This window comes from Methylorubrum suomiense (assembly GCF_022179765.1).
In the GTDB taxonomy this organism is placed as follows: Bacteria; Pseudomonadota; Alphaproteobacteria; order Rhizobiales; family Beijerinckiaceae; genus Methylobacterium; species Methylobacterium suomiense.
Map to the genome: position 1 here is coordinate 67,757 of NZ_BPRE01000005.1, position 25,176 is coordinate 92,932.

The 25,176-nt window shown below is 66.1% G+C and carries 24 protein-coding genes and 1 tRNA gene; 5 read left to right on the forward strand and 20 right to left on the reverse strand.

Going from position 1 to position 25,176, the window contains the following annotated elements:
• Positions 1-20: 20 nt before the first annotated feature.
• Positions 21-317, reverse strand: coding sequence for a DUF167 family protein (locus MFF26_RS09260; protein WP_238307909.1), 297 nt, complete (start codon positions 315-317; stop codon positions 21-23).
• A 44-nt stretch (positions 318-361) separates the two neighbouring features.
• Complete coding sequence (locus MFF26_RS09265) at positions 362-964, reverse strand: PilZ domain-containing protein (RefSeq protein WP_137827484.1); 603 nt, start codon at positions 962-964, stop codon at positions 362-364.
• Positions 965-1,310: 346 nt separating this feature from the next.
• Between MFF26_RS09265 and MFF26_RS09270 the strand changes: the two genes are divergently transcribed.
• On the forward strand, positions 1,311-3,407 hold the full coding sequence (locus tag MFF26_RS09270) for an EAL domain-containing protein (protein WP_238307910.1): 2,097 nt from the start codon (positions 1,311-1,313) through the stop codon (positions 3,405-3,407).
• 36 nt (positions 3,408-3,443) lie between these two features.
• Here MFF26_RS09270 and MFF26_RS09275 read toward each other — a convergent pair whose 3' ends face one another.
• A complete protein-coding gene (locus MFF26_RS09275; protein ID WP_238307911.1) occupies positions 3,444-3,941 on the reverse strand; it encodes a sigma factor-like helix-turn-helix DNA-binding protein in 498 nt (165 codons plus the stop codon).
• Positions 3,942-4,175: 234 nt separating this feature from the next.
• Here MFF26_RS09275 and MFF26_RS09280 point away from each other — a divergent pair.
• Positions 4,176-4,251: transfer RNA gene (locus MFF26_RS09280), tRNA-Thr, on the forward strand.
• Between the two features lie 267 nt (positions 4,252-4,518).
• On the opposite strand, the gene MFF26_RS09285 is transcribed toward MFF26_RS09280, so the two are convergent.
• The 5 genes from MFF26_RS09285 to MFF26_RS09305 form a co-directional block, all read right to left on the reverse strand.
• Positions 4,519-4,731: a hypothetical protein gene (locus MFF26_RS09285; RefSeq protein WP_137827486.1), complete on the reverse strand. Its 213-nt coding sequence runs from the start codon at positions 4,729-4,731 to the stop codon at positions 4,519-4,521.
• 889 nt (positions 4,732-5,620) lie between these two features.
• A complete protein-coding gene (locus tag MFF26_RS09290; RefSeq protein WP_137827487.1) occupies positions 5,621-7,174 on the reverse strand; it encodes an FAD-dependent oxidoreductase in 1,554 nt (517 codons plus the stop codon).
• Positions 7,175-7,759: 585 nt separating this feature from the next.
• Complete coding sequence (locus MFF26_RS09295; protein WP_137827488.1) at positions 7,760-8,176, reverse strand: ester cyclase; 417 nt, start codon at positions 8,174-8,176, stop codon at positions 7,760-7,762.
• A gap of 12 nt (positions 8,177-8,188) precedes the next feature.
• Positions 8,189-8,485 carry a hypothetical protein gene (locus tag MFF26_RS09300; protein ID WP_137827489.1) on the reverse strand — a complete coding sequence of 99 codons (297 nt, stop codon included), beginning with the start codon at positions 8,483-8,485 and terminating at the stop codon, positions 8,189-8,191.
• Positions 8,486-8,496: 11 nt separating this feature from the next.
• Positions 8,497-9,570 carry a catalase family protein gene (locus MFF26_RS09305; RefSeq protein WP_137827490.1) on the reverse strand — a complete coding sequence of 358 codons (1,074 nt, stop codon included), beginning with the start codon at positions 9,568-9,570 and terminating at the stop codon, positions 8,497-8,499.
• 223 nt (positions 9,571-9,793) lie between these two features.
• On the opposite strand from MFF26_RS09305, the gene MFF26_RS09310 reads away from it, so the two are divergent.
• Positions 9,794-10,876 carry a catalase family protein gene (locus tag MFF26_RS09310; protein ID WP_137827491.1) on the forward strand — a complete coding sequence of 361 codons (1,083 nt, stop codon included), beginning with the start codon at positions 9,794-9,796 and terminating at the stop codon, positions 10,874-10,876.
• A 194-nt stretch (positions 10,877-11,070) separates the two neighbouring features.
• Here the strand turns inward: MFF26_RS09310 and msrA are convergent, their stop codons facing one another.
• Positions 11,071-11,595, reverse strand: a complete 525-nt coding sequence (gene msrA, locus MFF26_RS09315) for a peptide-methionine (S)-S-oxide reductase MsrA (RefSeq protein ID WP_137827492.1) — start codon at positions 11,593-11,595, stop codon at positions 11,071-11,073.
• 134 nt (positions 11,596-11,729) lie between these two features.
• On the opposite strand from msrA, the gene MFF26_RS09320 reads away from it, so the two are divergent.
• Positions 11,730-12,206 (forward strand): hypothetical protein, encoded by a 477-nt coding sequence (locus tag MFF26_RS09320; protein ID WP_137827493.1) that lies wholly within the window; start codon positions 11,730-11,732, stop codon positions 12,204-12,206.
• Between the two features lie 33 nt (positions 12,207-12,239).
• Here MFF26_RS09320 and MFF26_RS09325 read toward each other — a convergent pair whose 3' ends face one another.
• From MFF26_RS09325 to MFF26_RS09370, 10 genes are all read right to left on the reverse strand, one after another.
• Positions 12,240-13,010 carry an alpha/beta fold hydrolase gene (locus MFF26_RS09325; protein ID WP_373324392.1) on the reverse strand — a complete coding sequence of 257 codons (771 nt, stop codon included), beginning with the start codon at positions 13,008-13,010 and terminating at the stop codon, positions 12,240-12,242.
• A 56-nt stretch (positions 13,011-13,066) separates the two neighbouring features.
• Positions 13,067-13,639, reverse strand: a complete 573-nt coding sequence (locus MFF26_RS09330; RefSeq protein ID WP_137827494.1) for a DUF308 domain-containing protein — start codon at positions 13,637-13,639, stop codon at positions 13,067-13,069.
• Positions 13,640-13,757: 118 nt separating this feature from the next.
• Positions 13,758-14,402 (reverse strand): NrsF family protein, encoded by a 645-nt coding sequence (locus tag MFF26_RS09335; protein WP_137827495.1) that lies wholly within the window; start codon positions 14,400-14,402, stop codon positions 13,758-13,760.
• Positions 14,389-14,973 (reverse strand): sigma-70 family RNA polymerase sigma factor, encoded by a 585-nt coding sequence (locus MFF26_RS09340; protein WP_238307912.1) that lies wholly within the window; start codon positions 14,971-14,973, stop codon positions 14,389-14,391. Before MFF26_RS09340 ends, MFF26_RS09335 begins: the two co-directional genes overlap by 14 nt.
• A 416-nt stretch (positions 14,974-15,389) precedes the next feature.
• Positions 15,390-16,853, reverse strand: coding sequence for a carbohydrate porin (locus MFF26_RS09345; protein WP_137827496.1), 1,464 nt, complete (start codon positions 16,851-16,853; stop codon positions 15,390-15,392).
• A 310-nt stretch (positions 16,854-17,163) separates the two neighbouring features.
• Positions 17,164-17,952, reverse strand: a complete 789-nt coding sequence (locus tag MFF26_RS09350) for an ABC transporter ATP-binding protein (protein ID WP_137827497.1) — start codon at positions 17,950-17,952, stop codon at positions 17,164-17,166.
• Positions 17,949-19,307, reverse strand: coding sequence for an ABC transporter substrate-binding protein (locus tag MFF26_RS09355; RefSeq protein WP_137827498.1), 1,359 nt, complete (start codon positions 19,305-19,307; stop codon positions 17,949-17,951). Before MFF26_RS09355 ends, MFF26_RS09350 begins: the two co-directional genes overlap by 4 nt.
• Positions 19,308-19,334: 27 nt before the next feature.
• The gene (locus MFF26_RS09360) at positions 19,335-20,366 is read right to left on the reverse strand and encodes a branched-chain amino acid ABC transporter permease (RefSeq protein ID WP_137827499.1); all 1,032 of its coding nucleotides are present in this window, start codon (positions 20,364-20,366) and stop codon (positions 19,335-19,337) included.
• Positions 20,367-20,370: 4 nt separating this feature from the next.
• Positions 20,371-21,264: a branched-chain amino acid ABC transporter permease gene (locus MFF26_RS09365; RefSeq protein ID WP_137827500.1), complete on the reverse strand. Its 894-nt coding sequence runs from the start codon at positions 21,262-21,264 to the stop codon at positions 20,371-20,373.
• A complete protein-coding gene (locus MFF26_RS09370) occupies positions 21,261-22,160 on the reverse strand; it encodes an ABC transporter ATP-binding protein (RefSeq protein ID WP_137827501.1) in 900 nt (299 codons plus the stop codon). Before MFF26_RS09370 ends, MFF26_RS09365 begins: the two co-directional genes overlap by 4 nt.
• 893 nt (positions 22,161-23,053) lie before the next feature.
• Between MFF26_RS09370 and MFF26_RS09375 the strand changes: the two genes are divergently transcribed.
• A complete protein-coding gene (locus MFF26_RS09375; protein WP_238307914.1) occupies positions 23,054-23,917 on the forward strand; it encodes a GGDEF domain-containing protein in 864 nt (287 codons plus the stop codon).
• A 41-nt stretch (positions 23,918-23,958) separates the two neighbouring features.
• Here the strand turns inward: MFF26_RS09375 and MFF26_RS09380 are convergent, their stop codons facing one another.
• Positions 23,959-24,699, reverse strand: a complete 741-nt coding sequence (locus MFF26_RS09380; protein WP_137827503.1) for a lysophospholipid acyltransferase family protein — start codon at positions 24,697-24,699, stop codon at positions 23,959-23,961.
• Positions 24,700-25,176: the final 477 nt, after the last annotated feature.

Below are 25,176 nucleotides of genomic sequence, written 5' to 3' on the forward strand. Positions count from 1 at the left end.
CGGTCTCGGCCGGGCCAGGGTCAGCGCCTCCCGTCCCGGCCGGCGATCCAATCGTCGATCCGGGCGGCGAGTCGGGTCGGATCACCGGAGAGGCGCAGCCGCTTGATGCGGGCCGTGTCCCCGGCCACGAGCGCCACGTCGCCCCGGCGCTGGCCGAGGCTTCGAGCCACGAAGGCGATCAGCGCCGCATTGGCCGCCCCATCCACCGGTGCTGCGGTCACCCGCAGGCCCAGAACCGGTCGCCCGTCCGCCTCGACGCGCACGCCGTCGAGGCCGTCGCGTGCGGCTCTGGGTGTCAGACGGACGGTGAGGACCAAGCCGCCGGCTTCGGCGCTGTAGGGCTTCGATCCGTCGGCTCCGCTCAGAGGATCACCCCCGAATCGAAGGTCTCGCGGCGGAACGGCAGCCGGAAGCGCGCGGCGAACCCCTTCGCGGTCGGGCGCACGACGGTGGCATAGCGCAGGCCGATCCGGACCACGGTGCCGGCCGGCGGCAGGAGATCGTCGGGCGCCTCCACGCGCAGGGCGACCCCCGTCATCGACAGGTCGATGATGCGCGCCGCCACCACCCGCCGGTCGGTCAGGCAGAGTTCGGTGCGGTCGTTCACCGGCACGAGGCGCGGCGACCGGCGCTGCTCGCCGGAGCGGGTCTCATGCCACGCGAGGCGGGCGGCGATACGGTCGCGCCGCGCTTCGCCCGGACCGAAGCCGAGGCGGAAGCGCGACGGCTCCACCCAGGCGACGTGCCCGTACAGGGCGCCGATACCGCCGAAGTAGCAGATCACCCGTTCGCCCAGACCGGGTCGGGCAGCGCAGGCGATGTCACTTCCGGAGGTGGTGAGGTGCTGCGCGAGACAGGCATGCTCCGATCCGTCCTCCAGCAGGCATCGCCCTTCGACGTCGAGGAAGCCGACGTGGCGCCAGGGTGCGGCGGGAACGGGGGTGGATATCGATGGCTCGGCCATCTCTCGCTCCGGATGTCGGATCGATCCGGCGCCGGATCGAAGGATGATCGCGCCGAACGTCTCGACCGGCCGATCCTGCGCGCGGCAGCTTAAGGATCGATGACCCGCCGGAAGTGTCGCCCCGGCCGCGCTTCGCCCGGAGCGGGGCATCGCACCCCAACCGACGTCGCTCGCGTTTGCCGAACCCCTCACCCCGCCGGATGGCCTCAGGCCGGAGCGTCGCACCCACCGGCATGCGGTCATGCAACGCCGCGAACATCCCTGATCGCGGCACTGGACAGGGCCGAAGCAGCTTGATTAACATTTGTGAGTTTTATGGGTGGCGGTGCCTGTCCGAGACCCGACGATGCCGAGTCGCCGCTACGATACCGACACGATGTACCGCCTGCTGGTCCAAGGCGTGGCGGATTACGCCATCTACATGCTCGACCCCGACGGCACGGTGGCCAATTGGAACGCCGGGGCGCAGCGGGCGAAGGGCTACACCGCGGACGAGATCGTCGGAAAGCACTTCTCCTGCTTCTACACGCCGGAGGACCGGGCCGACGGTCTGCCCTGGCGCGGCCTCGCCACCGCGCGGGCGGAGGGCCGCTTCGAGGCGGAGGGCTGGCGGCTGCGCAAGGACGGGACCCGGTTCTGGGCGCATGTCGTGATCGACCCGATCTACGACGAGGACGGCACCTTCCTGGGCTTCGCCAAGATCACCCGTGATCGGACCGAGCAGCGCGTGAGCACCCTCAACCTCGAGGCCACGCGTCGAACCCTCGACCTCGCCCTGTCGAACATGTCCCAGGGCCTGTGCCTGATCGATGCCGATGGGCGTTTGCAGCTGGCCAACGAACGGTTCGCCGAACTCCTCGATATCGCCCCCGGCGCCCTGCCGATCGGCCGGAGCGCGCATGCCTGCCTGAGTGCGGCCCTCGGCACGGCGGCGGCGGATGCCTTTTGGCACGATCACCTGCAGCCCGCCCTGCCGACGAACCGCCCGGCCATCTCGGAGATCGTCGGGCCCGCGCGGGTCCTCTCGGCCACCACCCGCCCCCTCGCCGGGGGCGGCTGGGTCTCGACCTTCACCGACACCAGCGAGCGCCGCCGCTACGAGGATCGCATCCGCTACCTCGCTCACCACGATCCGCTCACGGGCCTCGCCAACCGGGCGACGCTTCATGAGCATCTCGCGGCGACGCTTCGGTTCGCGGGGCCGGGCGGCAAGCGGAGCGACGACGAGCGCCGGGCCATCCTGTTCCTCGATCTCGACCGCTTCAAGCCGGTCAACGACACGATGGGCCACGCCGTCGGCGACCGGCTGCTGCAGGAGGTCGCCCAGCGGCTGCGCGTCTCGGTGCGGGCGGGCGATCTGGTGGCACGGCTCGGCGGCGACGAATTCGCCGTGGCGCTCGACGCCATCGAGATGGCCCATCTGCCGGTCGTCGCCGATCGCATCATCGCAGCGGTGAACCGCCCCTTCTCCTTCGATGGGCGGACGCTCACCGTCGGCGTCAGCATCGGCATCGCCATCTCATCCGAGACGGCGAACACCCCGGACACGCTCCTGCGCGACGCCGACCTCGCGCTCTACCAAGCCAAGAACGACGGGCGGAACCGCTATCAGATCTACGAGCCGAGCATGGGTGAGGTCGTCACCGCCCGCGCGATGCTGGAGACCGATCTGCGCCAAGTGGTCCGCGACGGCGGGTTGAGCCTGCATTATCAGCCGATCGTGCGTGCCCGGACTTCGGCGACCATCGGTTTCGAGGCGCTCCTGCGGTGGCACCGGGCGGACGGCACATCGGTCCCGCCCGCCACCTTCGTGCCGTTGGCCGAGGAAGCCGGATTGATGACCGATCTCGGCGCCTGGATCCTGAAGGAAGCCTGCAGCGAGGCCGCGCGCTGGCCGGACCACGCCACGGACGGAAAGCCGGATCGGCTCACCGTGTCGGTGAACGTGTCGGCGACCCAGCTGCGCAATCCCCACTTCGCCGAGACGGTGGAAGAGGCCCTCGCCGCCAGCGGCCTGCCGGCGGACCGGCTCGAGATCGAGATCACCGAGACGGCGGTGCTGGACAACCGGGAGCTGGCTCTCGCCCTCCTCCAGCGGATCGCCGCCCTCGGCGTGCGCATCGCGCTGGACGATTTCGGCACCGGCTACGCGTCGCTGAGCTTCCTGCACAGCTTTCCCCTGAGCCGGATCAAGATCGACCGCAGTTTCGTGCAGGGTCTCGGGCGCGATCCGCAATCGACCGCGATCGTGCGGGCGATCCTCGGATTGTCGCGCAGTCTCGGCCTTGCCGTCACCGCCGAAGGTGTCGAGACGGAGAGACAGCGCCGCATCCTCATCAAGGAACATTGCCAGGACTTGCAGGGCTACCTGTTCGGTCGCCCGGAAGCGCGACCACGCCTGCCCGGCGCCGCGGCGGGGTCCGACGCGCCGCACGCGGCCTGACCGGGTGCATCCGACGCCCGTCGTGGCCATAGGCGCTCATGGCTGCGCCAGCCGGTCCAACTCCGCAGCGAGACGAGCCCGGGCACGGCGGACCCGGCTCTTCAGCGTGCCGACCGCGACACCGCAGATCGCCGCAGCCTCGCCATAGGAGAAATGCTGCCCGCCGACGAGGATCAGGGCCTCCCGCTGCGGGTCGGGCAGGCGGCGCAGGGCCTCCCGGAACTGCACCGCCTCCACCCGCGGATCGGACCGTCGAGCGACCGGACACGCCTCGTCCCACCGGCTGGGTGGAAGTCGCGGTTCGGCATAGAACCGCGCGCGAAGCAGGCCGAACAGCCAAGCCGTGACCTGCTCGCGCGCGATGCCGCCAGCGCCGGTCCAGGCGTGAAGCAGCGTGTCCTGCACGAGATTGTCCCCGCGCGCGTCGTCATCGGTCAGGGAATGGGCAAAGGCGCGCAACGCCGGGACGGCCCCGAGCAGCCACTCGCGCAGATCGGGATCCACCGGCATGGCGGCGGAACGCGTCATTGGCATCGCGAAGCCCCTCCCCTCCGGGCTGCGGGGGGCGGCCAGTCAGCACGCGCGATATCCTCGGCGACCGGCGGCCCCCTCCCGGCGCGCAGAGCGGCCGGGCCGAGGCGGGCTGTAGGGCGAAGCGGTTGAATCCCCTCTGAAACCGTCGTTCAGCCAAACTTCATCGTCCGGAACATCCGGCCCGACACCCATCGCTTGCGTGGCTCGGAGCAGGCTGGTAGCGAGACGGGCAGTGCCGGTTTAGCTCAGCTGGTAGAGCAACCGCCTTGTAAGCGGTAGGTCGCGAGTTCAAGTCCCGCAACCGGCACCACTTTTTCCGGCGAGAGGTGAAACTGTCGGTTCCGGTTTCAACCCGTCGCTCGAATTTGCCCTTGGCGATCTCCAGCTCGCTCCGCCTCTGGAATGGAAAAAACCGCCCGAGCTGAAGCTAGGGGGGCACGTTACACCCGTGAGGAACACGGTAGGCCCGCACGTCAGCCGCCACGGGAAATGTGAAAGCCGAACACCCCGAGAAAGCTGGTGCCGATCGAGACCAGTATCCAGGCGATCACCGTCCACGTCCGCGTCTCGATCCCGGTCACTCGCCTTTCAAGCCCTTCGATGTGTCGATCGACGGCCTCGTGCTGGGCCTCGACCTCGGCGCGCGAAACTCGGTGGCCAACATCGAGATGAGTTGGACGTCGCGCGCATCGGCGGTGTCCTGCATCGCCTTCTGACGCTCGACCATGTGCGCGAGGTCGACATGGATCCGCAGCGGCAGCTCGTCGCCAAAATCGGGAGCGTTCGACATGGCGGGGCCTCAGGTCGATGAGAATGCCGTTACGGCATCGCCGTGACGCCGATCACGGCAGATTCGGGCAACGGAGGCGGAAGCGGGTCGGCCGGACCTGGCGCGCGGTCGGGACGATCTGGTGAAGCGCTGGCTCGAGCACCTTGGCTGCGGTGCTGTCCGCTCAAGGTCGAGTGACCGGAAGATGCGCGCGGCGAGCCCGTTCGGGCCGCCGACGAGGCTGACGATCCAGCCCGGCGTCGAGTCGAGCGCTTTCGCCACCGCCGCCGAGCCGCCGCCTGCCGGCGCGGGATCAGTACGGCCGGGCGGTTCCACATCAGGATCGCATCAGCCGCATCCGCGCGATCACCAGCGCGCAGACGCCGCAGCACGGTCGCCCACAGCATCGGCCCGCGCGTCACCTCGACCCTCGCGGTGATGAACTTGCCCCCGTTCGAGAATTCCTTGCTGAGCTTGCGGAATGCCTCAGCCCACTGCACCACATCGAGATGGGGCAGCGGGGTCAGGCCGCGCCGCCATGAACGCCAAAAACTCTCGGTCGGATGCGTCGGCCGTCGCGCACGAGTGCATCCGACTCGTCGGCGACGGCCGGGAGGTCGGTCATAGCGGAATCGGCAAGGAGAGGCGCGGAGAGGCGGCGCTGAAAACACAACGCCTCGCGGCCGTCTCCGGCCCGGGGCGCATGTCTGACTCTTACCGATCGTGAGCGGATTGACGGGGCGGTCGCCAATCGAAGCGGTCACTGGGTCTCGTTCAGCCTGAGCTCGGCTATCAAACTATGAGCTGCGTCGCGCGATATGCTGAATTTGACTCGCAGTAGCTCAGAGCGTTGCCTCCCAGACTATCCGGGCCCTCGATCAACCGGAACCTCGCTGCCGATTGCCGGGCCTTAGGCAGCCGCGCGAGCGAGGGCGGGCAGGTCTGCCCCAGCCTCGATCTCGGCCGGCGAGGGCAGACGTCCGAGGCCGAGCAAGTGCAGAAAGGCGGTGAAGGCTTCGTTGCGACCGACGCTGCAGGCGGCTGTAACCCTGTCACCCATGACGTAATAGGCGATGAAGTCGAGGGCGGCGGGATCCCCCTGCATGATGATACGGTCGAAACCTTTGGCGTAGCCGCCGTAATCGAGCCGCTTGTCGCCTTGGTTGCTCCAAAAAAATGGGGCGCCCGCGAACACGCCGTCCCGGCCGAGGATGGCATGAGCAACATGGGTACCGTGCTGCTGAGCGAGGCGCCAATGCTCTATCCGCGCGGTCTCGCCGCTCGCCTTCTCCGGAAAGGCGGCGATATCGCCTGCGATCCATACGCCCTCCGCGAGCCTCAGGTCGCTGCCGACCGTGATGCCGCCGCTCTCGTCGGGCTCGATGCCCACAAATAGTTGCGTTTCCGGCTGAGCACCGGCTCCGACGAGAACGATGTCGGCCGGAAGGTGTCCTCCGTCCTCCGTCTCGACAGCTTCGACGCGTTCCGTACCGGCAAGCCGGGCAACGGAACCGGTCTCGAAAACGACGCCGTTGCCGATATGGTACTGCATCAGGGCTGAGCCCACTGCCTCGCCGAAGCGCTTGGCGAAGGGTACCTTCTCGCGTGCCAACACGGTGACGGGAAGCCCGCGCTTCTTTAGGAACGCGGCAGCTTCCATGCCTATGAAGCCGGCCCCCACGACGACGATCTTTTTGCCCTCGTCTGCCGCCTCGCTCACATGGATCGCGTCATCGAGACTGCGAAGGGTGAACACCCCACCGAGGTGGTTGCCGGGAAAGTCCGGCATCACCGCACGGCTTCCGGTGGCGACGAGGATCGCATCGGCCTCCAAGGTCCGGTTGTCCTTCAGGGTGATGGTGCGTCGAGAAGGATCGATTTGGGTGACCTCCTCGATGACATGCTCGATTTGGTTGGACTGGACGAACCCGGCCTCGATCAGCACCTTTTCTGGCGAGGTCGGCTTGGCCAGGAACTGTTTGGACAGTTTGGTCCGGTCGTAGGGAGGGTGCGCCTCGCGGCCGACCATAGTGATGCGGCTGCGATAGCCTTCGCGGCGGAGGGTCTTTACGCAAGCGACGGCCGCTGCGCCCGATCCGACAATAAGCACACTCTCCACGGATGTGTTCGCTGTCTTCGTCGCCGCGCGTTCCGGCGTGAGGGTCGCGATGGCCTCTGACCCCTCGATGCGAACAGGAAAGCGCTTCAGGGAATCGAGGGCGGGCGGCTCCTCCAGATTCCCGTCGTCCAGCGCGAAAGCAGCCTTGTGCCAGGGGCAGTAGAGGCGCTCACCGCAGATCTCGCCTTTGGCGAGGGGCGCTCCAAGATGCGGACATTTGGCTTGAAAGGCTCGCACGCCAGAGGCGTCGCGCACGAACAGCACCTTCTCATCCCCGGCGGCCCCCTCCTTCATACCTCCCATCGGGATCGCATCGAGGGCAAGGCGGATCTCGGTTCCGGGCATGGCGGGCGTCACTCCTGGCGAGCGCCATCGCGCCCGGCTATCAAGTCGCCCAACCCATTCAGGTTGCCTGTTCCGCAGCGCGGAGCATGGAGAAACGTGGATCCTCCAGATCCACTCAAGCCACCTCCGTCGCCGAGCGTTGCTACCAGTTCTGACCCTTCACTCGGCCATCGCCGTTGCTGGATGCGGCCGCGGAAGACGTGAGAACCGACCCATCCAAGCCTTCGGCATCAGTCGCATCAAATTGCGCTTGGGTTCGTAGGCTGGCCTGTCCGATGAATGAAATGCGGTTGAGATACTGAAGCTACCGGCAGCTCGAAAAGCGCGGTTTTCGCGCACCCGCCCATTTGGTCCCGAGGGCCGTACAGGTGGCGGACTCGCGGTAGTCTTGACCCCTGTTTCCAGCAAGAAATCAGTTCGCCTTAGCTGGCTACGATGCGCCATTAGCGGACATTTTGTCTAATCCTGCAAGGGTCCGATCAGTCGAAAACTGCAGGTACGCCGCAATCCCGTCGCGAGAATTATTGATGAAATATGGGAGCCGGCGTCGTAAGCGATCCTAGGTCGTTCGGTGAGGCGGCGAAATCAAGCTTCTACAGCGCCAATCTGTCGGAGCATGCCAAGATTGTCCATGAGCGCCCAGTGCTCGACCAGCTGCCCGTTGGCGACGCGGAAGTAGTCCATCACGGCGATATCGACCCCGTTGCCCGTGGCCGGAGTTCCCTCGAACTCGCCCGTATGCCGCCCGGTGAAGCGCAATCGCGCCAGCACTCGGTCACCCTCCGCGATGACCTCTGCAATGTGCATCTCGATGTCCGAGAAAGCGCCGTGCAGCACCTCGCCGAGCCGGGCGACACCGTCCGGGCCCCGGACCTCGAAGTCGAGGCCAGGGTCGTGGCGTACGAAGTCCGAGGCGATGAAGCGCTGCCACCACGCCGCGTCCCGGTCCCGGAACGCCGTGAAGTAGGCGCGGACCAAGTCCTTGTTCGCTTCCGTCGACATGGATCCGATCACTCAGCGCGGCTCGACCTTGATGCATGTGAAGGCGACGGGCAGTGGCTTCCCGCCCTCCGTCTTCCTCGTGAAGGATGCCGCGTTCGCGGTCGTCGAGGCGATGGCGTGCTCGGCGTCTGGACTGTCGACCGGCAGCACGTAGTCCTGACCGCCCTCGATGCCCTTCGTGGGGTCGAAAACCCGGATGGTGACGCTGAACGGCTTCAACGGCGTCTTCGCCGGTTCCTCCGCCCAAACGGTGCCCATGCAAGTCGTGGTGAGGGCCGCCACCGCGGCGAACGTTCCGAGGCTTCGCATCACCGTCTTTCTCAGTGGCCAGCCGGCTCGTGAATCGGGCAGCCGTTGAAGCGCTGCCGGAACTCGGCCGAGTGGCGGTAGGGCGCGTTGCGGGCGCGGTTGATGTTGCCGAGCGGCCGGTGCGCAGCGAGCCCGGTCCAGACCGCGAAGCGCATGCGCTCGTTCACGGCATCGACGCGCTCGGCGTTCCAGCTGTCCTGCGGCCGCACCGTGATGATGGCCACGCGCTGGAACGGCGCCTCCTCCTCGTCCCACTGCACCGTGGGGTCCTCGACCGGCTGTCGTTCGAGGTCGCGGCAGAGCTGCACCCGGAACTCCCAGACCCCCTCGATGCCGGCCATCTCGGACCGGACGGTCTCTCGGATCGCGTCCGGGCGTCCAGAGGCGTCGATCTCGGTCCCGGTCAGCGCCTTGAGCGCCGGAGCGACGGGAGCGACCGAGAACTTGGCGATGTGATCGCCGTACCGGAACGGGGTGACGCTGTAATAGGTCTCGCCGAGCGGGTCGACATTCGGCGCGCCGCCGAGCGAGCCCAGCGTCGGGCTCTCGATACCGATCGCGGTCAGCGCCTTGTTGACTCCGCGCAGCACGGTGGAAGCGGCGACCTTGACACCCTCGATCCGGTCGGTGGTCTTGGCCAGGAGCTTCAAGCTGCCCAGGAACTTCTCGGTGTTCGGCGCCTGGAAGACCTGGCCGTTGACCATGACGAAGTCCTGGGTCGTCCCTTCCGCGTCCGGCAAGCGCTCTCCAGCGACGTCCAAGACCTTCAGGGCAAGGCCGCGGGGCAGTGAGACCGCGTCCGGCAGGATGTCGCCGGCATTGGTCGACATCCGCATGTAGACCTTGTGCTCGCCCGGCGTCGCGAACAGCCCTTGTGCGAGCTCAGGCGGCAACCCTGCGTCGATCGTCAGCGTGCCCTCCAGGATGCCATGCGACTTGGCATGGACCGAGCGAACCGCATGGCCGGAGTCGTTCGCGACCGTCTCCAGGATGGTGTCGAATGTCTCGTTGAGCTGCTCGATGGTCCGGGCCTCGTCGGGCCTCACTACCTCGACGTCGGGGCTGTAACGGACAGGTGCTTGCAAGGTCTCGTCCCTCGTTCGTCTCGGGACAGAACGGGGCGGAAAGGCCGACGTTCCGGATTGCGCCCCACTCAATCGCTCGTGAACGATCTTGGGAACGTCGCTGCGCCGGGATGCTTGTTCCGGGGTGACCCAACCTGGGCTTGCGGGCACGCGGGCTTCCGGCAGGGCGGGAATGGAAAGCGTTCGGCTGTTCCAATGGCCGCGGCGCACGAGAAAGATCGGCATGACCTACCTTCGCTACGCCCCCGACATCGAGCGGCCCGCCCCCAACGAGCAGGAGACCATCGACGGCATCATCCAGGGCATGACCCAACAGTCGCGGACGGTGGAGAAGCGTGAACATCATGCGGTCCGCGCCAGCCACGCCAAGAGTTCCGCCTGCGTCACGGGCGAGATGACGGTGGCCGCGGGCCTGCCGCCCGAACTGGCTCAGGGCCTGTTCGCCACGCCGGGGACGTACCCGGTCGCGGTACGCTTCGCCCAGGGTCCGGGCGAAACCCTGGGCGACCGGGTCTCGACCCATCGCGGCATGTCCATCAAGGTCTTCGGCGTGAGCGGCGAGAAGCTGCCCGGCCACGCGGTCGATACCCAGGACTTCGTGCTGGCCACCGGCACCACCTTCCCATCCGGTACCGCAGCCGGCTTCCTGCGCGACGGCACGGTCATCGGTCAGTCGACGGGCCTGCCGGAAGGGGTGAAGAGCGCCGTCTCCTCGACCGCGCGCAACCTCAACAGGGCGCTGCACGCCTTCGGCACGGAGAGCGCGATGGCCGATTTCTTCGGCCACCCGTTCAGTCACCCGCTGGCCGATAGCTACTTCAGCCAGGCGCCCGTCCGCTACGGCGACTACGTCGCCAAGCTCGGGGCTGTACCGTCCGCCGACGCCCAGCGTGCGCTGTCCGAGTGGCGGCTCGACCCGCACCAGGACGAGGACGGCTTCCGGCACGCCACAATCGCCTTCTTCCGCGAGAATGACGTCGTGTTCGAGCTGAAGGCGCAGCTCTGGGCGGACGCCGAGAAGCAGCCCATCGAGGATTCCTCGGTCGATTGGCCGGTCTCGGTCAGCCCCTACCGTACGATCGCCACGCTCCGCCTGCCGCGCCAAGACGCCTATGGGTCGGACCGGGTTCGCTACTTCGACGAGGTGATGACCTTCCGCCCGGCACACAGCCTCGCGGCGCACCGGCCGCTGGGCTCGATCATGCGGGCCCGTCTGCAGGTCTACCAGGCGCTCAGCGACTTCCGGCACAGGGAGAACGGTGTGAGTGCAGAGGACACCGCTTCGCCAGAAAGCATTCCGGCCTGAGGAGCGACCATGCCCCGAAGCTCACGCGTCCAGGGGGCATGTATCTCGTAGCTGTTTGAGAGGCCGTGGCCGTCGTCTCATCTGGGGACGACGGCACCTTCGGCACCCCTCCTATCGACTAAACGACCTCGTCTCGTTGATCGGCGCGCGCGAGACCCGAACAGCAGCAACCGTTCGCTGACCGATCTTGTCGGTTAGGCTCCCGTATCCTGTGTCGCAGGCGCCCGGGCCGGCAGCACCCAGTTCGGGCGAACGAAGTGGCACGTGTAGCCGTCTGGCCGACGCTCCAGGTAGTCTTGGTGCTCCGGCTCGGCCTCCCAGAAGGGTCCTACGCGTGCCACCTCGGTAACCACCTCTCCCGGCCATAGACCGGATGCGTTGACATCGGCGATGGTAGCTTCGGCGACCTGACGTTGATCGTCGTCGACGTAGAAGATAGCCGAGCGGTAGCTGAGGCCCCGGTCGTTACCCTGCCGGTTCGGGGTGGTCGGGTCGTGGATCTGGAAGAAAAACTCCAAGACGCGTCGGTAACTCGTCCGGGCCGGATCGAAGACGATCTCGATGCCTTCGGCATGCGTCCCATGGTTTCTGTAAGTGGCATCCGGCACGTCGCCACCCGTGTAGCCGACGCGGGTCGCCAGCACGCCGTCCTGACGACGGATCAGGTCCTGCATGCCCCAGAAGCAGCCGCCTGCCAGCACCGCTCTCTCGCTACCCATAATGCTTCTCCGTAAGCCGCTCGAACTCCCCCACAGATGGGGTCCTGGACCTCGCTTCGCCCTGCGACCCCGTATCCCTTCTCGATGCGGGATCACGGATCAGTGCCCCCGGTCTCCAAAGCCGGCTTAGGATCATGAGCCGCCTTGGCAGCAAACAAGACTCCAGCGCAAACTTCGACACTATCGAGCGCCCGAAAAGGGCGATTTTCACGCGCCACTATCATCTGCGTTCTGCGGTACCGGGCGCTGGATATATGGTGGTTTTGACAAGACGGCTCAACCTGAGATCTTCTCACTTCTGGGACACGGCACCGCACGTCAAGCCAAACTCAACTAGTTATGCGCCAAACCGCCGCTTTCGACGCGTCACAAACGGTGGTTTCAAGTGGGCTACTATCTTGCCCGTGACCGCTGCATCGTTCGTCCAGCGGATCACCTTGGCGATCCCAATTCGGCCCTGGAATTCCGCTGTCCAACTCGACAGTCCGACGTCCATAGAGCTCGCCGCCAACGTTCAGCGCCCGTCGAAATCCTCGGCGATCGTGATGGCGCGTAAAGCATCGCCCTTGCAGGTGAAAGCGGCTGATGAACCGGGCGGCATCGGCTTCTGACGGGATCAGCGCGATCGCCTTGTCGGGGCCCGGTCAACTTCCCCGCGCGGCCAGCTCGATGAGAGCGGCGACCTCGGGCGCATGCGAGATCAGCGAGAGGTGGCTCGCACCGAGCGAGACGACGTGGGCGTCCATGCGTTTGGCCAGGAAACGCTGCAGATCGCGATCGATCGTGCGGTCGTCGTCCGACACCGCGTAGTAGGTCGGCTTCATGTGCCAAGCGGCCTTCGTCGTTCTCGCCTGGGTCAGAGCTTTGCGAAAGGGCTGCTGCGCCGCGCACAGGATCCGCGCGCGGGCGGGCGCGATGTCGCCGGCGAAGTCGCGCAGGAAGGCCTCCTCGCTCAGGCGTCCCTCGTCGCCATCGAAGAGGATACCGGCGGTGGCAGGTGCGACCGCGAACTTCTTCCCCAGCGCGGCGAAATCCTCGCCGGCATCCGGCGCCCGCGCGGCGATGTAGACGAGAGCGGAGACGTTCTCGGCGTCCCCGACCTCGGAGATGATCGTGCCCGCGAAGGAGTGGCCCGCCAGCACGGTCGGCCCCTCGGTCCGCGCGAGCACGCGCCGGACCGAATCGGCGGCCTCTTCGAGCGTCGTCAGCGGGTTCTGCACGGCCGTGACGGTCAGGCCCGACATCTGGAGGCGACCGATCACGTCGGACCAGCACGAGCCGTCCGCGAAGAGGCCGTGCACGAGTACGACGTTGCGGGCGGGAACCGCTTTGCTCCTCGTTTCGGCCCGGGCCGGCAGCGAGAGAGTTCCTGCAGCCGCGATCGAGCCGGCCAATATCGTTCTACGGTTCATCATCGCTCACTCCGAAGTTCTGCTGCCGTCGTTCGAGGCAGCGTGAGAAGGAGGCACGTCTATCGTTTGAGCTGGAGCATCGCGGCCGAAGCGGCGAAGTAGACGGCGCCGAAGGCGGCGTAGAGCCCGACATCAGCGACGCTGACGATCAGCAACGGGCTGAGCGCCATCATGAGGATATGCGCGGCTGCCAAGCTCGATTGCGCGCCGCTCAGAATTTGGGGCCATTGCCCGCTGACGCTGCGCCGGCGCCGGATGCCGGTCGCGAGTTGGAGGAGGCCCGATAGGCCGGCCCAGATGCCGATCACGCCGATGGCGGCATGGAGATCGTGACTGAACGCTACGGTGAGAACGATCGCCAGCGTGACGATGGCGCTGACGATGACGTTGAGTGCCTGTGAGGGGTTCGCACGCAGGCCGCCGTTGCGCGCGGCATCGACGCCATTCGCGGCGCAATCCCACAGCGGGTAGATGACCAGGAGGGCGATCCCGACCGTCGGCTGCGCCTTGCCGATCGTGTAGGCAAGGGCGACCCATACAATCGAGAACAGCGCCCGGGCGCCGTAGTACCGTTTCAGCCAGGATGAAGACGAAGCGGTGGAGGCTGGTGCGAGCGCGGCGGTCGAGATCATGGCGATCTCCCTGAGTTTGAGAGGAATGGGCGCGTGCCGACCGTCCCGATGCGCATGGATGCATCGGGGGAGGCCATCGGCGACGTGAGATTGAAGGCGACCGTGCGGGCCCGGTGGGCTACAGGCGGAAGCGGCGTGGCAGAAGCCATCGCGCCGCGGCAGCGACGGCCGCAATTCCTACCGCGTACCAGACCGCGATGTAGAGTGGGTCGTTGGCCGGGCAGCAGACGGTGAAGACCAGCGCGCCGCAGGTCGCTGCGGCCAAGCCCGTTGCCAGCGCGCTGCGCTTCGGGTGGACCGGTGCCGCGCGGCGCATCAGGACCGCGAGCAAGCTCATCAACGGAAGCGACAGGACGACGATCGCGATCGCGCAACGCAGGCCGCGTGCCGGGGCCAAGCGCTCGATCAGCGGCTGGCCGCTCTCGGCGGAGTTCGTCACGACGACGCCTGCGACCATCACGAGGACGGCGAGAGCGAACGCGAAGGCGAGTTCGCGGCGCGAGGCTGCCGGCGGTGCGAAGGACCGGAGCGCGATCGCGCAGCTCACGCCGGCGAGAAGAGCGAGCCCGCCGATCTTCCAGGCCATGAAGGGGGAAAGAATCACCTCGCCCATGTCCGGTCGCATGCCGCCGGCCATCAGGATGAGGGCCAGCTCACCGGCGGCGAGCACAAGGAGGGCGCCGACCTCGCGGCGCACGCTTCGCCGCCGCACGGGAGCAAGATCGGCCGACAGGCCGAGAATCAGGGCGTCAGTGGAGGTCATCGGCGTCCTCGATCAGGGCGGTCAGGCGCGCGAGCCCTCGATGGATGTTCATCTTGACGGCCGACGCTGTGAGGCCCGTCTCCCGACACGCGTCCTCGATGCTGTAGCCCTGCAGCTTCACCATCCTGATGGCGTGGGCCTGCGCGGGCCGGAGATGCACGAGCAAGCCGGTCAGCGTCGTCGCGCACATCACCGCGGATTCGTGATCCGCGACCGCGAGATCGTCCGATAACTCCTCCGTCGGGCGACGCGCGATCGTGCGGAGCTGATCGACCCACTTGCGCTTGGCGATCGCCGCCATCCACGGGCCGAAGGGTTGGCGGGGATCGAACGTGTGGCGTCGCCGGTGGATCGCGAGCAGCGCCTCCTGCACGGCATCGTCGACGTCGCCGGGCGGCAGCCGGCGTCGGAAGTAGCGTTGCAGCCAATCGGTCGTCTCGTTCAGAAGCCGGCGGTAGGCACCCCCATGCCCATCCTGCGCGGCCGCCATCAGCGCGCTCCACGTATCGGGGCCGGCCGGATCCACCGCACGGTCCTTCGTGCGATCCGGTGGATCGTGCGGCAGGCTCATCAGCCTCAAGGCGGATCGAAAGCTCATGACGTGCTTTTCGCCGTCGGACGCTCGCCGGTCACAGGGCGAGCGAAATTTTCTGATGTCTCGACTGAGCCTAGCTCTTCCGTAGGGGCCGTCGACGGGCACCCCTCCTTGGTGCGGTTACCGCCACCTCGGCGGCTCTACACAGTGAGCCGACCTAGGGCAGCCATGTACGAACCCAGCGCTGTCGACCCATTGCGGCCTGCCATCTCCTACGCCTTCGGGGGTACGATCGAAATCAGGAACTGACCAGGCATTCAGCTAAGTGTGGTCGTACTTTCGCTACTTCCGGAGCTGGAGAGGCAATATTCGGCGTGTTCGCTCTCATTAAAGCCGAGCGCAAGCTGAAACACCGCCCAAGGGGGATCTTGAACATAGGATCCGGCTATGGATCAGCCCGGCGCGAGGCCGAGGATCGAGCCGAGCGGCACGATCAGCGTGGCGCCAACGTAGAAGCCGTCCTTGGAGCGGTTCGGGGTGAACGGGTTCCAGTAGGAATTACCGTTGACGAGGTACTGGACCACGGGTTCGAAGAAGATGCCCTCGCCGAGCGCAAGATGGGCGTTGGCCTCGAATACCAGCTTGTCCCGCGAATAGGCGCCGCCGCGCCCGCCCGAGATCAGGTTGGCATCGCCGAGGAAGAGCGCGTAATCGGCGGCGATCCGTTGCCAGTTCACCTTGATGCCGTATCGGTCGAGGGGACGGCTCTGGTCGGGCGCCTGGAGGGTGAGTCCGGCGAACGCGTTCCAGCGGATCGGGATCGTCGGATCCGGGGCGTAGGCGAGGCTGGTATAGGCCTGGATCGAGGTTGGGTTGAGGTTGGCGGCATCCCCCCCGCCATCGGCCCGCCAGACCACTTGGGAGCCGGTGAGGATCACGCCGGAGGTGCCGGAGCGCTGCAGGACGGGATCGCTCGGATTGAGCCCCTTCGAGCGCCCGAACACGGTCCGGAAATTATCCTCATGGTCGGCGGTGTTGTAGAAGCCGGTCAGCGCGACACGGCCCGGATAGAGGTCGGTCGCGAAGGTGGTCGCGCGGCCGATCTCGGCCAGGGTCACGACGCCGTTCAGGGGTTCGGTGCCCCAATCGTAGCCCGAGGAGAAGTTGGCGCGCCCCGTCACCGCGAAGGCGCCTGCCTGGACGTAGCTTTCCGGGCTGACCTTGAAGGCGACGTTGCCGCCCCAGACGCCGTAGAGCGGCGAGGTAAGGCCGGCATTGATCTGCAGGATATCCTGGAAGCAACTCGCCGCCGATTGGCAAGGCGGTAGCGCGTAGTATCGATTCGGATGCGTGCGCCCGACTTCGACGGAGAGGCGGTCGTCGAGCAGGCGCTGCTCGTAGGTGAGCGTCGACAGGCGGGCGAAGTCGCGGTTGAAGGTCGGCTGGTAGCCGACGGTGCTGTCGCCCACATCACCGTCCATGTTGCGGTTGTTCCAGCGCGCGCCGATGAAGAGTTGCGTGAAGTGGAACAGGCCGCCCTTGATGCCGGCGAGCCGTTCGAGGTCGGCATCGAGACTCAGCAGGTAGTAGGTCGAGTGCGAGAGCTGACCAGGGCGCAGACCCGCGCTCGGGTTCGCGTAGAAGAAGTCGTACACGTTCACGTCGAAACTCAGCCCAGCCCGCGCGAGGTCGGCGGCGTAGGGGGCAAGCGGCCCGTGCCACCTGACGCTCCCGTCGGGCGCCACGCCGATGGCGCCCGGATCGGTGCGCGGACCGGCCTCTCCCGTGAAGCTTTCCACTGCGCTCGGCGACTGCGCCAGCGTGGGCCCTGCCGCGAGCGGCAGGAGACAGGCGATCTGCACCAGGCGGCGCAGGGAAGGCAGCACGGGAAACGACAAGGGCAGGCTGTGTGTCATCGGACTCGTCTTAGGCAGCCGCGCAAGCGGCGTCGGTCCGGCGCGGAGGCCGGCGCAGGGAGGCGGATCGGGGGCGACCCGAAGCGCAGGAATTTGTGTGAGAGAGGAACCGATGCATCCACTGCACCGGCTTTCACGATCAGGAGGGGATGAGGGATAAACTGTCGGAAGCCATCCCCGCATTGTCCGTATACTAGCAATAATCTGGATTAAAGCGCTTTTCGTCAATGAAATAGATTGGCTTTTTATGCTGGTATATTGGGACGGCTTTCCATTCCCGCAGTCGGGTAAGGAACGACCGAACCGTTCCTCACGCCGGTTGCCGCTCCCTCGCGGGGGCGGTGACGCGAGGGCCGAGATAGAATCGCTGGATGTCGTCGCGGGCCCGCAATGTCTCCGCCCCGCCTTCCAGGACCGAAAGGCCGTTCTCGAGCACGACGGAGCGGTGCGCGTGGCGAAGCGCCAGGGTGACGCTCTGCTCGGCGATCAGCAGAGTCAGCCCTCGCTCGCGGTTGAGGTCGACCAGCACGCGGTAGATCTCCGCGGTCACCTTGGGGGCGAGCCCCATCGAGGGCTCGTCGAGCACGAGCAGGCGAGGACGGCCCATCAGGGCGCGCCCGATCGCGGTCATCTGCTGCTCTCCACCCGAGATCAGACCGGCCGGCAGGCGGCGTTTCTCCGTCAGGCGCGGGAACAGCGCGTAGACCCACTCCAGATCGGCCCGCAGGTCGGCCCGGCCTGAGCCGCGCCCGAGGCCGCCCGCGATGAGGTTTTCCTCGACGGTGAGGGCGCGGAAGCAGTGGCGCCCCTCCAGCACGCCGACGAGGCCGGCGCGTACGAGGGCGTCGGTCCGGGTGCGCGACACGTCGCGACCGGCATAGGCGATGCGTCCGGCCCTGATCTGCCCGCGGGTCGCCGGCAGCAGGTTCGAGATCGCGCGCAGCAGCGTGGTCTTGCCGGCGCCGTTGGCGCCGACGAGGGCAACGATCTCTCCCTCGCGTACGACGAGATCGACGCCGGACAGGGCCTGTACGGCGCCACCGTAGACCGCCTCCAGCGCCTCGACGCGCAGGAGGCTGCCATCGCGATCCGAGGTCACTTGCCCTCCGCCGAGGCGCGCTTGCCCGTATCGCCCACCCGCTCCTCCGCCTCGCAATCGCGGGGCGTAAGGCCGCGCTCCTTGGCGTAGGCCGTCGAGGAGGCCTCGATGATCGGGCGGAGCGCCGCCCAATCGGGCTTGATCCAGTCGGAGACGACGCTCCACTTCGCCCCGTCCCACTGCTGGAAGGTGACCCGGCCCTCGCCCTCGTGGTTGGCGCAGGTGACGTTGATCGAGTGGAACAGGCCCTTGGCGCCGAGCTTGGCGACGCGGGCCTCGTCGAGGCGCAGGTGCTCGAAGCCCCAGCGCACCTCGTCGCCGGTGAGCGTCCGGCGACCGAATTTCTCCTGCGCGATCCGCACGGCCTCGACGTTGAGGATGCCGTTGAGCACGCCGAGATTGTGATAGACGCTGCCGATGCGCTTCTTGTCGGCGAGGTTGCCCGCGCCCGTTTCGTAGACGCCGCGCACGATTTCCTGGATCACCGGATACTGCGTGCCCGAGGCCTGGGTGGTGATCGCGACGTAGCCCTTGGCGGCGTCGCCCGCGGGGATCACGTCCTCCTCCGAGTTGGACCAGACGTTGCCGACGATGCGGCTCGCCGGGAAGCCGGTCTTCTGCGCGGTCTTGAGCGCCACCGGGTTCATCACGCCCCAGCCGCGCAGCACGACATAATCGGGCCGTAGGCGGCGGATGGTGAGCCACTGCGATTGCTGCTCGTTGCCGGGATGCGGCACCTCGATCTGCTCGACCTTGAAGCCGTGCTGCTTGGCGAGCTGCTCGTAGATCGGGATCGTCTCCTTGCCGTAGGGCGAGCCGTGATAGAGCACCGCGATCGTCTTACCCTTGAGCTTGTCGAGCCCGCCCTCGCGGGTGGCGAGGTATTCGACGATGCCCGAGGTCTCGCTGTAGGGGTTGAGCAGCAGCGGGAACACGAACGGGAAGACGCGACCGTCGGTCGAGTCGGTGCGGCCGTGGTTGATCGTGATGAGCGGCACCTTGTCGGCGGTGATGCGGTCGATCATGGCGTAGGCGATGCCGACGGAGAGCGGGTTCCAGGCGGCGATGCCGGGCCGGGACTTGAGCCGCTCGTAGACCTCGACGCCGCGTTCGACCTCGTACTGGGTCTCGCCCTCGCTCCACGTGAGCTTAACCCCGTTCACGCCGCCGTCACGGCTGTTGATGAGGGTCAGGTAGTCGATGAAGCCGCCGAAGAAGCCGGTCCCGCCGGCGGCATAGGGCCCGACGCGGTAGCTCTGCAGCGGAAAGTACTGTTCGTCGGCGCTCGCCGCCCCGCCGAGGGCGAGGAGAGCGGCGCCGGTCAGAAGTGCGCGGGCCAAGGCTTTGCGGGGCATGGACGATCCTTCGGTGGGAGGGTGGCTTCAGGAGCGCGGCGAGAGCCGGCGGAAGGCGCGGTCGAGGAGCGCGGCAAGGCCCGCGGGCTCGCGGATCAGCACGGCGACGATGAGCGTTCCGAGGACGATGCGCTGGACCATCTCCAGCGTGCCGGTGTCGAAGCCGTCGCCGAGCAATGCGGTGCCGAGGCGCGACAGGAGCAGCGGCAGTACGACCATGAAGCCCGCGCCGAGGAAGGCGCCGCGCAGCGTCCCGAGCCCGCCGATGATGACGATGAACAGGATCTGGAACGAGCGATCGAGGTTGAACCCCGCCGGCTCGACCGTGCGCAGATAGGCGAAGGCCCACAGCACGCCCGCGATCCCGACGATGAAGGAGGAGAGCGCGAAGGCCAAAAGCTTGGTGCGCGCCACCTTTACCCCGACGATGCGGGCGGCGGTCTCGTGATCGCGGATCGCCACGAGGTTGCGCCCGGTCGGCGAGCGTACGAGGCGCCAAGCCAGGACCGTCAACAGCGCGACGATCGTCAGCGAGAACAGATAGCGCCCTCGGGCGTCGTCAAAGGAGAGACCCGCGATCACGAGACGCGGGGCATCGATGATGCCGGACGGACTGTCGTTGGAGAGCCAGCCGATCCGATTGAGCGCCCAGGCGACGAAGAACTGCACGGCGAGCGTCGAGACCGCGAGGTAGAAGCCGCGCAGCCTCAGGGCCGGCAGTCCGGCGATCACGCCGGCACTCGCCGCGATCAACCCGGCGAGGAGGATCGTCGCCGGCAGCGGCAGGCCGGGCAGACGGAGTGAGAGGTTGAAGGCGGCGTAGGCCCCCACCGCCATGAAGGCGGCCGAGCCGAGCGAGAGCAGGCCGGCATAGCCGGTGAGCAGGTTGAGCCCCAGGCCGGCGAGCGCCAGCGCCAGGAACGGCGTCAGGATCGCCTCGAACAGGTAGCTGGTGCCGACGAGCGGTACGAGCCCGTAGGCGATCGCCAGCAGCAATAGGATGCCGGCGGCGCCCGCGCGGCGCGGCTGGGCCGAAGTGACGGGGAGAGCGGTCGCCACGGCTTTACACCCGCTCGACGCTGCGCTGGCCGAACAGGCCGGACGGCTTGATCAGCAGGAAGGCGAGCGCCGCCACGTAGGCGATCCAGCCCTCGATGCCGCCGCCGATGAACGGCCCGAGATAGACTTCCGCTAGCTTCTCGGCGGCGCCGACGATCAGCCCGGCGACGATGGCGCCGGCGATCGAGTCGAAGCCCCCGAGCACCAGCACCGGCAGCGCCTTGAGGACCACGAGCGAGAGCGAGAACTGAACGCCGAGCCGCGCTCCCCAGAGCAGGCCCGCCACCAGCGCGACGATGCCGGAGGCGATCCATACCGCCGACCAAATCCGCGGCAGCCGCAAGCCCGCATTGAGCGCGGCCAGCGGATCTTCGGCAACCGCGCGGAAGGCCAGCCCGGTGCGGGTGAAGCGGAAGAACAGAGTCAGAAGCGCCACCATCAAGCCCGCAAGCGCGGCGGCGAACAGGTCGAACCGGCTCACCAGCACGCCGGCGACGTCGAACGGGGTGTCGTCGATGCCGAGATCGAGGGCGTGGACCTGCGTCCCCCAGGCAAGCTGAGCCGCACCCTCGATGACGTAGGCGACGCCCAGCGTCGCCATGAACAGGGTGATCGGCGGCTGGTTGACCAGCGGGCGCAACACCGCCCGCTCGATGGTGAGCCCTACCACGACCATCACGGCGAGCGTCGCGGCGAGCGCCGCCGGGAAGGGAAGACCGCGCTCGATCAGGCTGACGAAGGTGAGGGCTGCGAACAGCACCATCGCGCCCTGCGCGAAATTGAGGACGCCGGAGGTCTTGTAGATCAGCACGAAGCCGATCGCGACGAGGGCGTACATCACCCCCGAGAGCAGGCCGCCGACAACGACCTCGACGAGAAAGGCGAGATCGGGGCTCATGCCGCCTTCGCCTCGTTCTCGGGGTCATCCTCGGCCCCGAGATAGGCCGCAATCACCGCCGGGTTCGCCTGGATCTCGTGGGGTGTACCCGTGGCGATCCGGCGGCCGTGATCGAGGACCGTGATCCGGTCGGACAGGCGCATGACCACGCCGATATCGTGCTCGATCAGGACGATGGCCGTCCCGAGCATCTCCCGTGCGGCCAGCACGAAGCCGCTCATCTCGGCCTTTTCGGCGGCGCTCATGCCGGCCATCGGCTCATCGAGGAGCAGCAGACGCGGATTGGCCACGAGGGCGCGGGCGAGTTCCACCCGCTTCTGCAGGCCGTAGGGCAGGCTGCCGGCGGCGCGCCCGCGGAACATCCCGAGTTGGAGAAAGTCGATGACGGATTCGGCTCGCGCCCGATGCTCGGTCGCCTCGCGGCGCGCGGCGGATAGGCCGAGAAGCTGTGCGGTCAGCCCCGCCCGCTGGACGTTTGCCAGCCCTGACAGGACGTTCTCGACCACGCTCAGGCTTTTGAAGAGCGCGAGGTTCTGGAAGGTCCGCGCGACGCCGAGCTCCGCCAGCCGCCGCGCCGGAACCCGAGCGAAGCGCGCGTCGCCGATGCGCAAGCGCCCGGCCTGTGGGGCATAGAGCCCAGTGATCGCGTTGATCAGCGAGGATTTCCCGGCCCCGTTCGGTCCGATGATTGCGTGAATTTCACCTGCTGCGACCGAGAGATCGATCTCGGCGAAGGCCACCGCACCGCCGAAGCTGAGCGACAAACCCTCGACGGCCAGGATGTCTTCATCCCCCGCTACCATCCGACGCCACGGAGCCCGGGCGGTGGCTGCTCGGGACGATCGCGGATAAGCCGGCCGGCTGGGCGAGGCGGTTCGGCGATCAAGTACAAACATTGAATTCGAAACCGTCGAACGGAAACAGTCATGCGCCAGAAGATGGATCACGAGCTGTATCGATGGTTGTCAGCGAGGCGATCGTCGGTTGCTATAAGAACATTACCGAACTCAATCACTTATAATGAGCCTACATCCCGCCCGTCAAAAGCATTAAATCCCTTTTTTTCATGAAATCATGGACGACAATGTTGCCCGATCGCTAAGTCAGATAAAAATTTAACTCGCGTCAGGGAGGGGGAGCTCTCACGTAGGCCCATGGCCCGTGCCACTTCAGGATCCGGTCCCTACAGTTTACGGCGGCAGGATACGGGATACGGCCGAGGACGAAGCGCGTCTGAGACAGCCGACGAACGACGATCGGGCGGCACATCGCATTCATCTGCCGATACTCTACCGAAACTACGTGAGTAAGTTCGCCCCCCCATAGGAATTATGGCAGTAAATTATCAAAGATCATACTTTAATTAGATAGTAATATATAATAAAAGCCCATAATCTAATAGCGGCCGGCTCGAATGTTGTGTTGTCGGAACAAATTATGCGCGATCTCACCTGCCCAACGACATGTGAAATACGCTCATAATTTTCTTACAGAAATATAAAACATTCATCATTTGAAATGGGTAATTATCATAATACGATTTCGATAATCGCAAGCAAAATTCCAGCATTTCAACGTATCGCAGATCACAATTCAACGTATTTGCAAAATTTCTGAAATATGATCGTTATCGCTTCGTCACAGAAGCCAATTTGCCACAACGTGTGCGTAGTACAATCCCTTGAGCCGCGCTGTTGTGAAAAGCGCTTCACGGCAAGGATATTTTAAAGGACTCAAATTTACCGTGCATTGCATTATAGCCTAGATCATACCTACCGGATTTCAATCTATGCTTGTGCCGGAAGGATATAAACGATCAGGTGTCTGGTTCGACCATTGGTCCGCCCGCACGACTTGGATCGTGCTCGCAGCGAGCACTGGCGCTCTGATCGGCATTGACCGTGCATTCCCTCTGGTAGGAATGGGTCCCGCCTATATTCCGCTCATCGCTTTGGCCGGGTGGCGCCTCGGCTTGGCCCCGGCCTGCCTGGTCGCTCTCGGTGCTGCGTTCCTCAATATCTTTCCAAACCATGTTGCGGAGGCGGTACCACTCGCGGTGGCCTTGGCCAGGGGAATCCTGAGGCTCAGCACCTACGCCTTCATCGTTGCTCTGACTGTTTCGCTGCGTCGCTCATACGAGCGTGAACGTGCCGCAGCCCAGCGGGACGACCTCACCGGCGCGCTGGCGCGGGCCGCTTTTGACGAGCGTGCGGCTGCGATGACCTCTTTAACTGCGCAGGGTCGAAACGCGCTGGCCGTCGTCGTGATCGACGTCGACGGCTTCAACGGCATCAACGACCGCCACGGACATGCAGCGGGCGACGACACGCTGCGCGCTCTGGCCACGTCGGCGGCGGCGGCCTTGAGCAAGAACGACTGTTTGGGTCGCTTGGGTGGCGACGAGTTCGCTGCCATCTTGTGCGCGGCGACGGTCAGCGAGGCCCATCACAGAGTCGAGGCGTTGCATCGGGCTCTCTCGGAGGGACTCGCCCGCGCCGAGGTTGCAGTGACGGTAAGCATGGGGGCCTGCATCCTCGGATCAGGTGCGTTGGCCGACGTGGCTGCGGTCATGCGCGACGCCGACCGGTCCATGTACAACGCAAAGGCTTCCGGACCAGGAGCTTACCGCATCGGCTACCCGGCGACACGTTAGGGGCGACTGACGGCGTATGCCTGTCTGCGATCAACGCGATGTCACGCGTCAACAGTTTCAGCAACAGGCCGGCTCACGGGGCGCCAGCGGTCGAGTTCTCGATCGATGACGCGCTCGGTTCCTTGCATGAACGCAGCAGATGAAAGGCCTGGGGCAAGTCTGGCAAGGTAACTAACGACGATGGTGCCAGGCCGCGTGGCAGAGCCCCCGGGCCAGTACAAGCCGGAATTGACGGCCACCGGAACGACGGGAAGTCCGAGCTTGCCGTAGAGCAGTTCAACCCCGCGCTTGAACTGCAGCTGTTCGCTCATCGCACCACGGGTGCCTTCGGGGAAGATCAGGATCGAGCGCCCCGCGGCAACGGCCTCTCGACCCATCTCGATCATCGTACGCAGCGCCTCTCTCCCATTGGATCGGTCGATGATGATCATCGGCGAGCGCCGCAAGAACCAACCTACCACCGGGATCGCCACCAATTCACGCTTGGCGACGATGGCAACGTCGGGAACCAACACCAGAAAGGCCAACGTCTCCCAGGCCGACTGATGATTGGCCACGAACAGGCAGGGCTCGGAGGGAATGTGTTCGCGCCCCTCCTCGACGTAATTCAGGCCGACGATGTGGCGTAGACCGAAGAGGATGCCACGCGCCCAAAGCCGTGTCGCAGCTCGAATTGGGCGCGCCGGCGCGCCAGCCACAGCGAAGAGAGCCAGCGGAACCAGAAACAGAGCTGTCCATACGGCCCAGTAGCCATTGAACGAGTAATGGCGGATGCGTGCCAATGTGCGGCCTCGAATTTGGCTCAAGCAGGAGCCGATTGCCGGTGCAACGTCCTATGGACGGTGCTTCTGATCCCAGGGTGAACCGGCTCCCGGTACACAGCCCGTGAGGCGCGATCACGGCATATACGGCATCAGAAAGCCCCAGGCTTAATTTGCGCCTTTTGATTGATTGTCTGATGGTGACAATTTGAACGAGCGCACCTGTCTGTCTATCACGGGCAGTCGTGCCGATTGCCCGGCGGCGTTCTGCCCACCCCAGCAAACCGCTAGTCGACGGGCCGACCGGCGGCGCCGTGATGACGTTTCTTCGGAGGAGTGTTCGAGCCGCCCCTCTCCCCGGCGGGGGGATGGGAGGAATCTCTTCTGACAGTTGAATCGGATGAATTCCCTATGGGAGGTGACACATGGGCACCCCTCGCCCCGGGATGGGGTGTCTCACCGTCACCCCTCAAGCCAGGATCCGTCGATCCTGCGCCG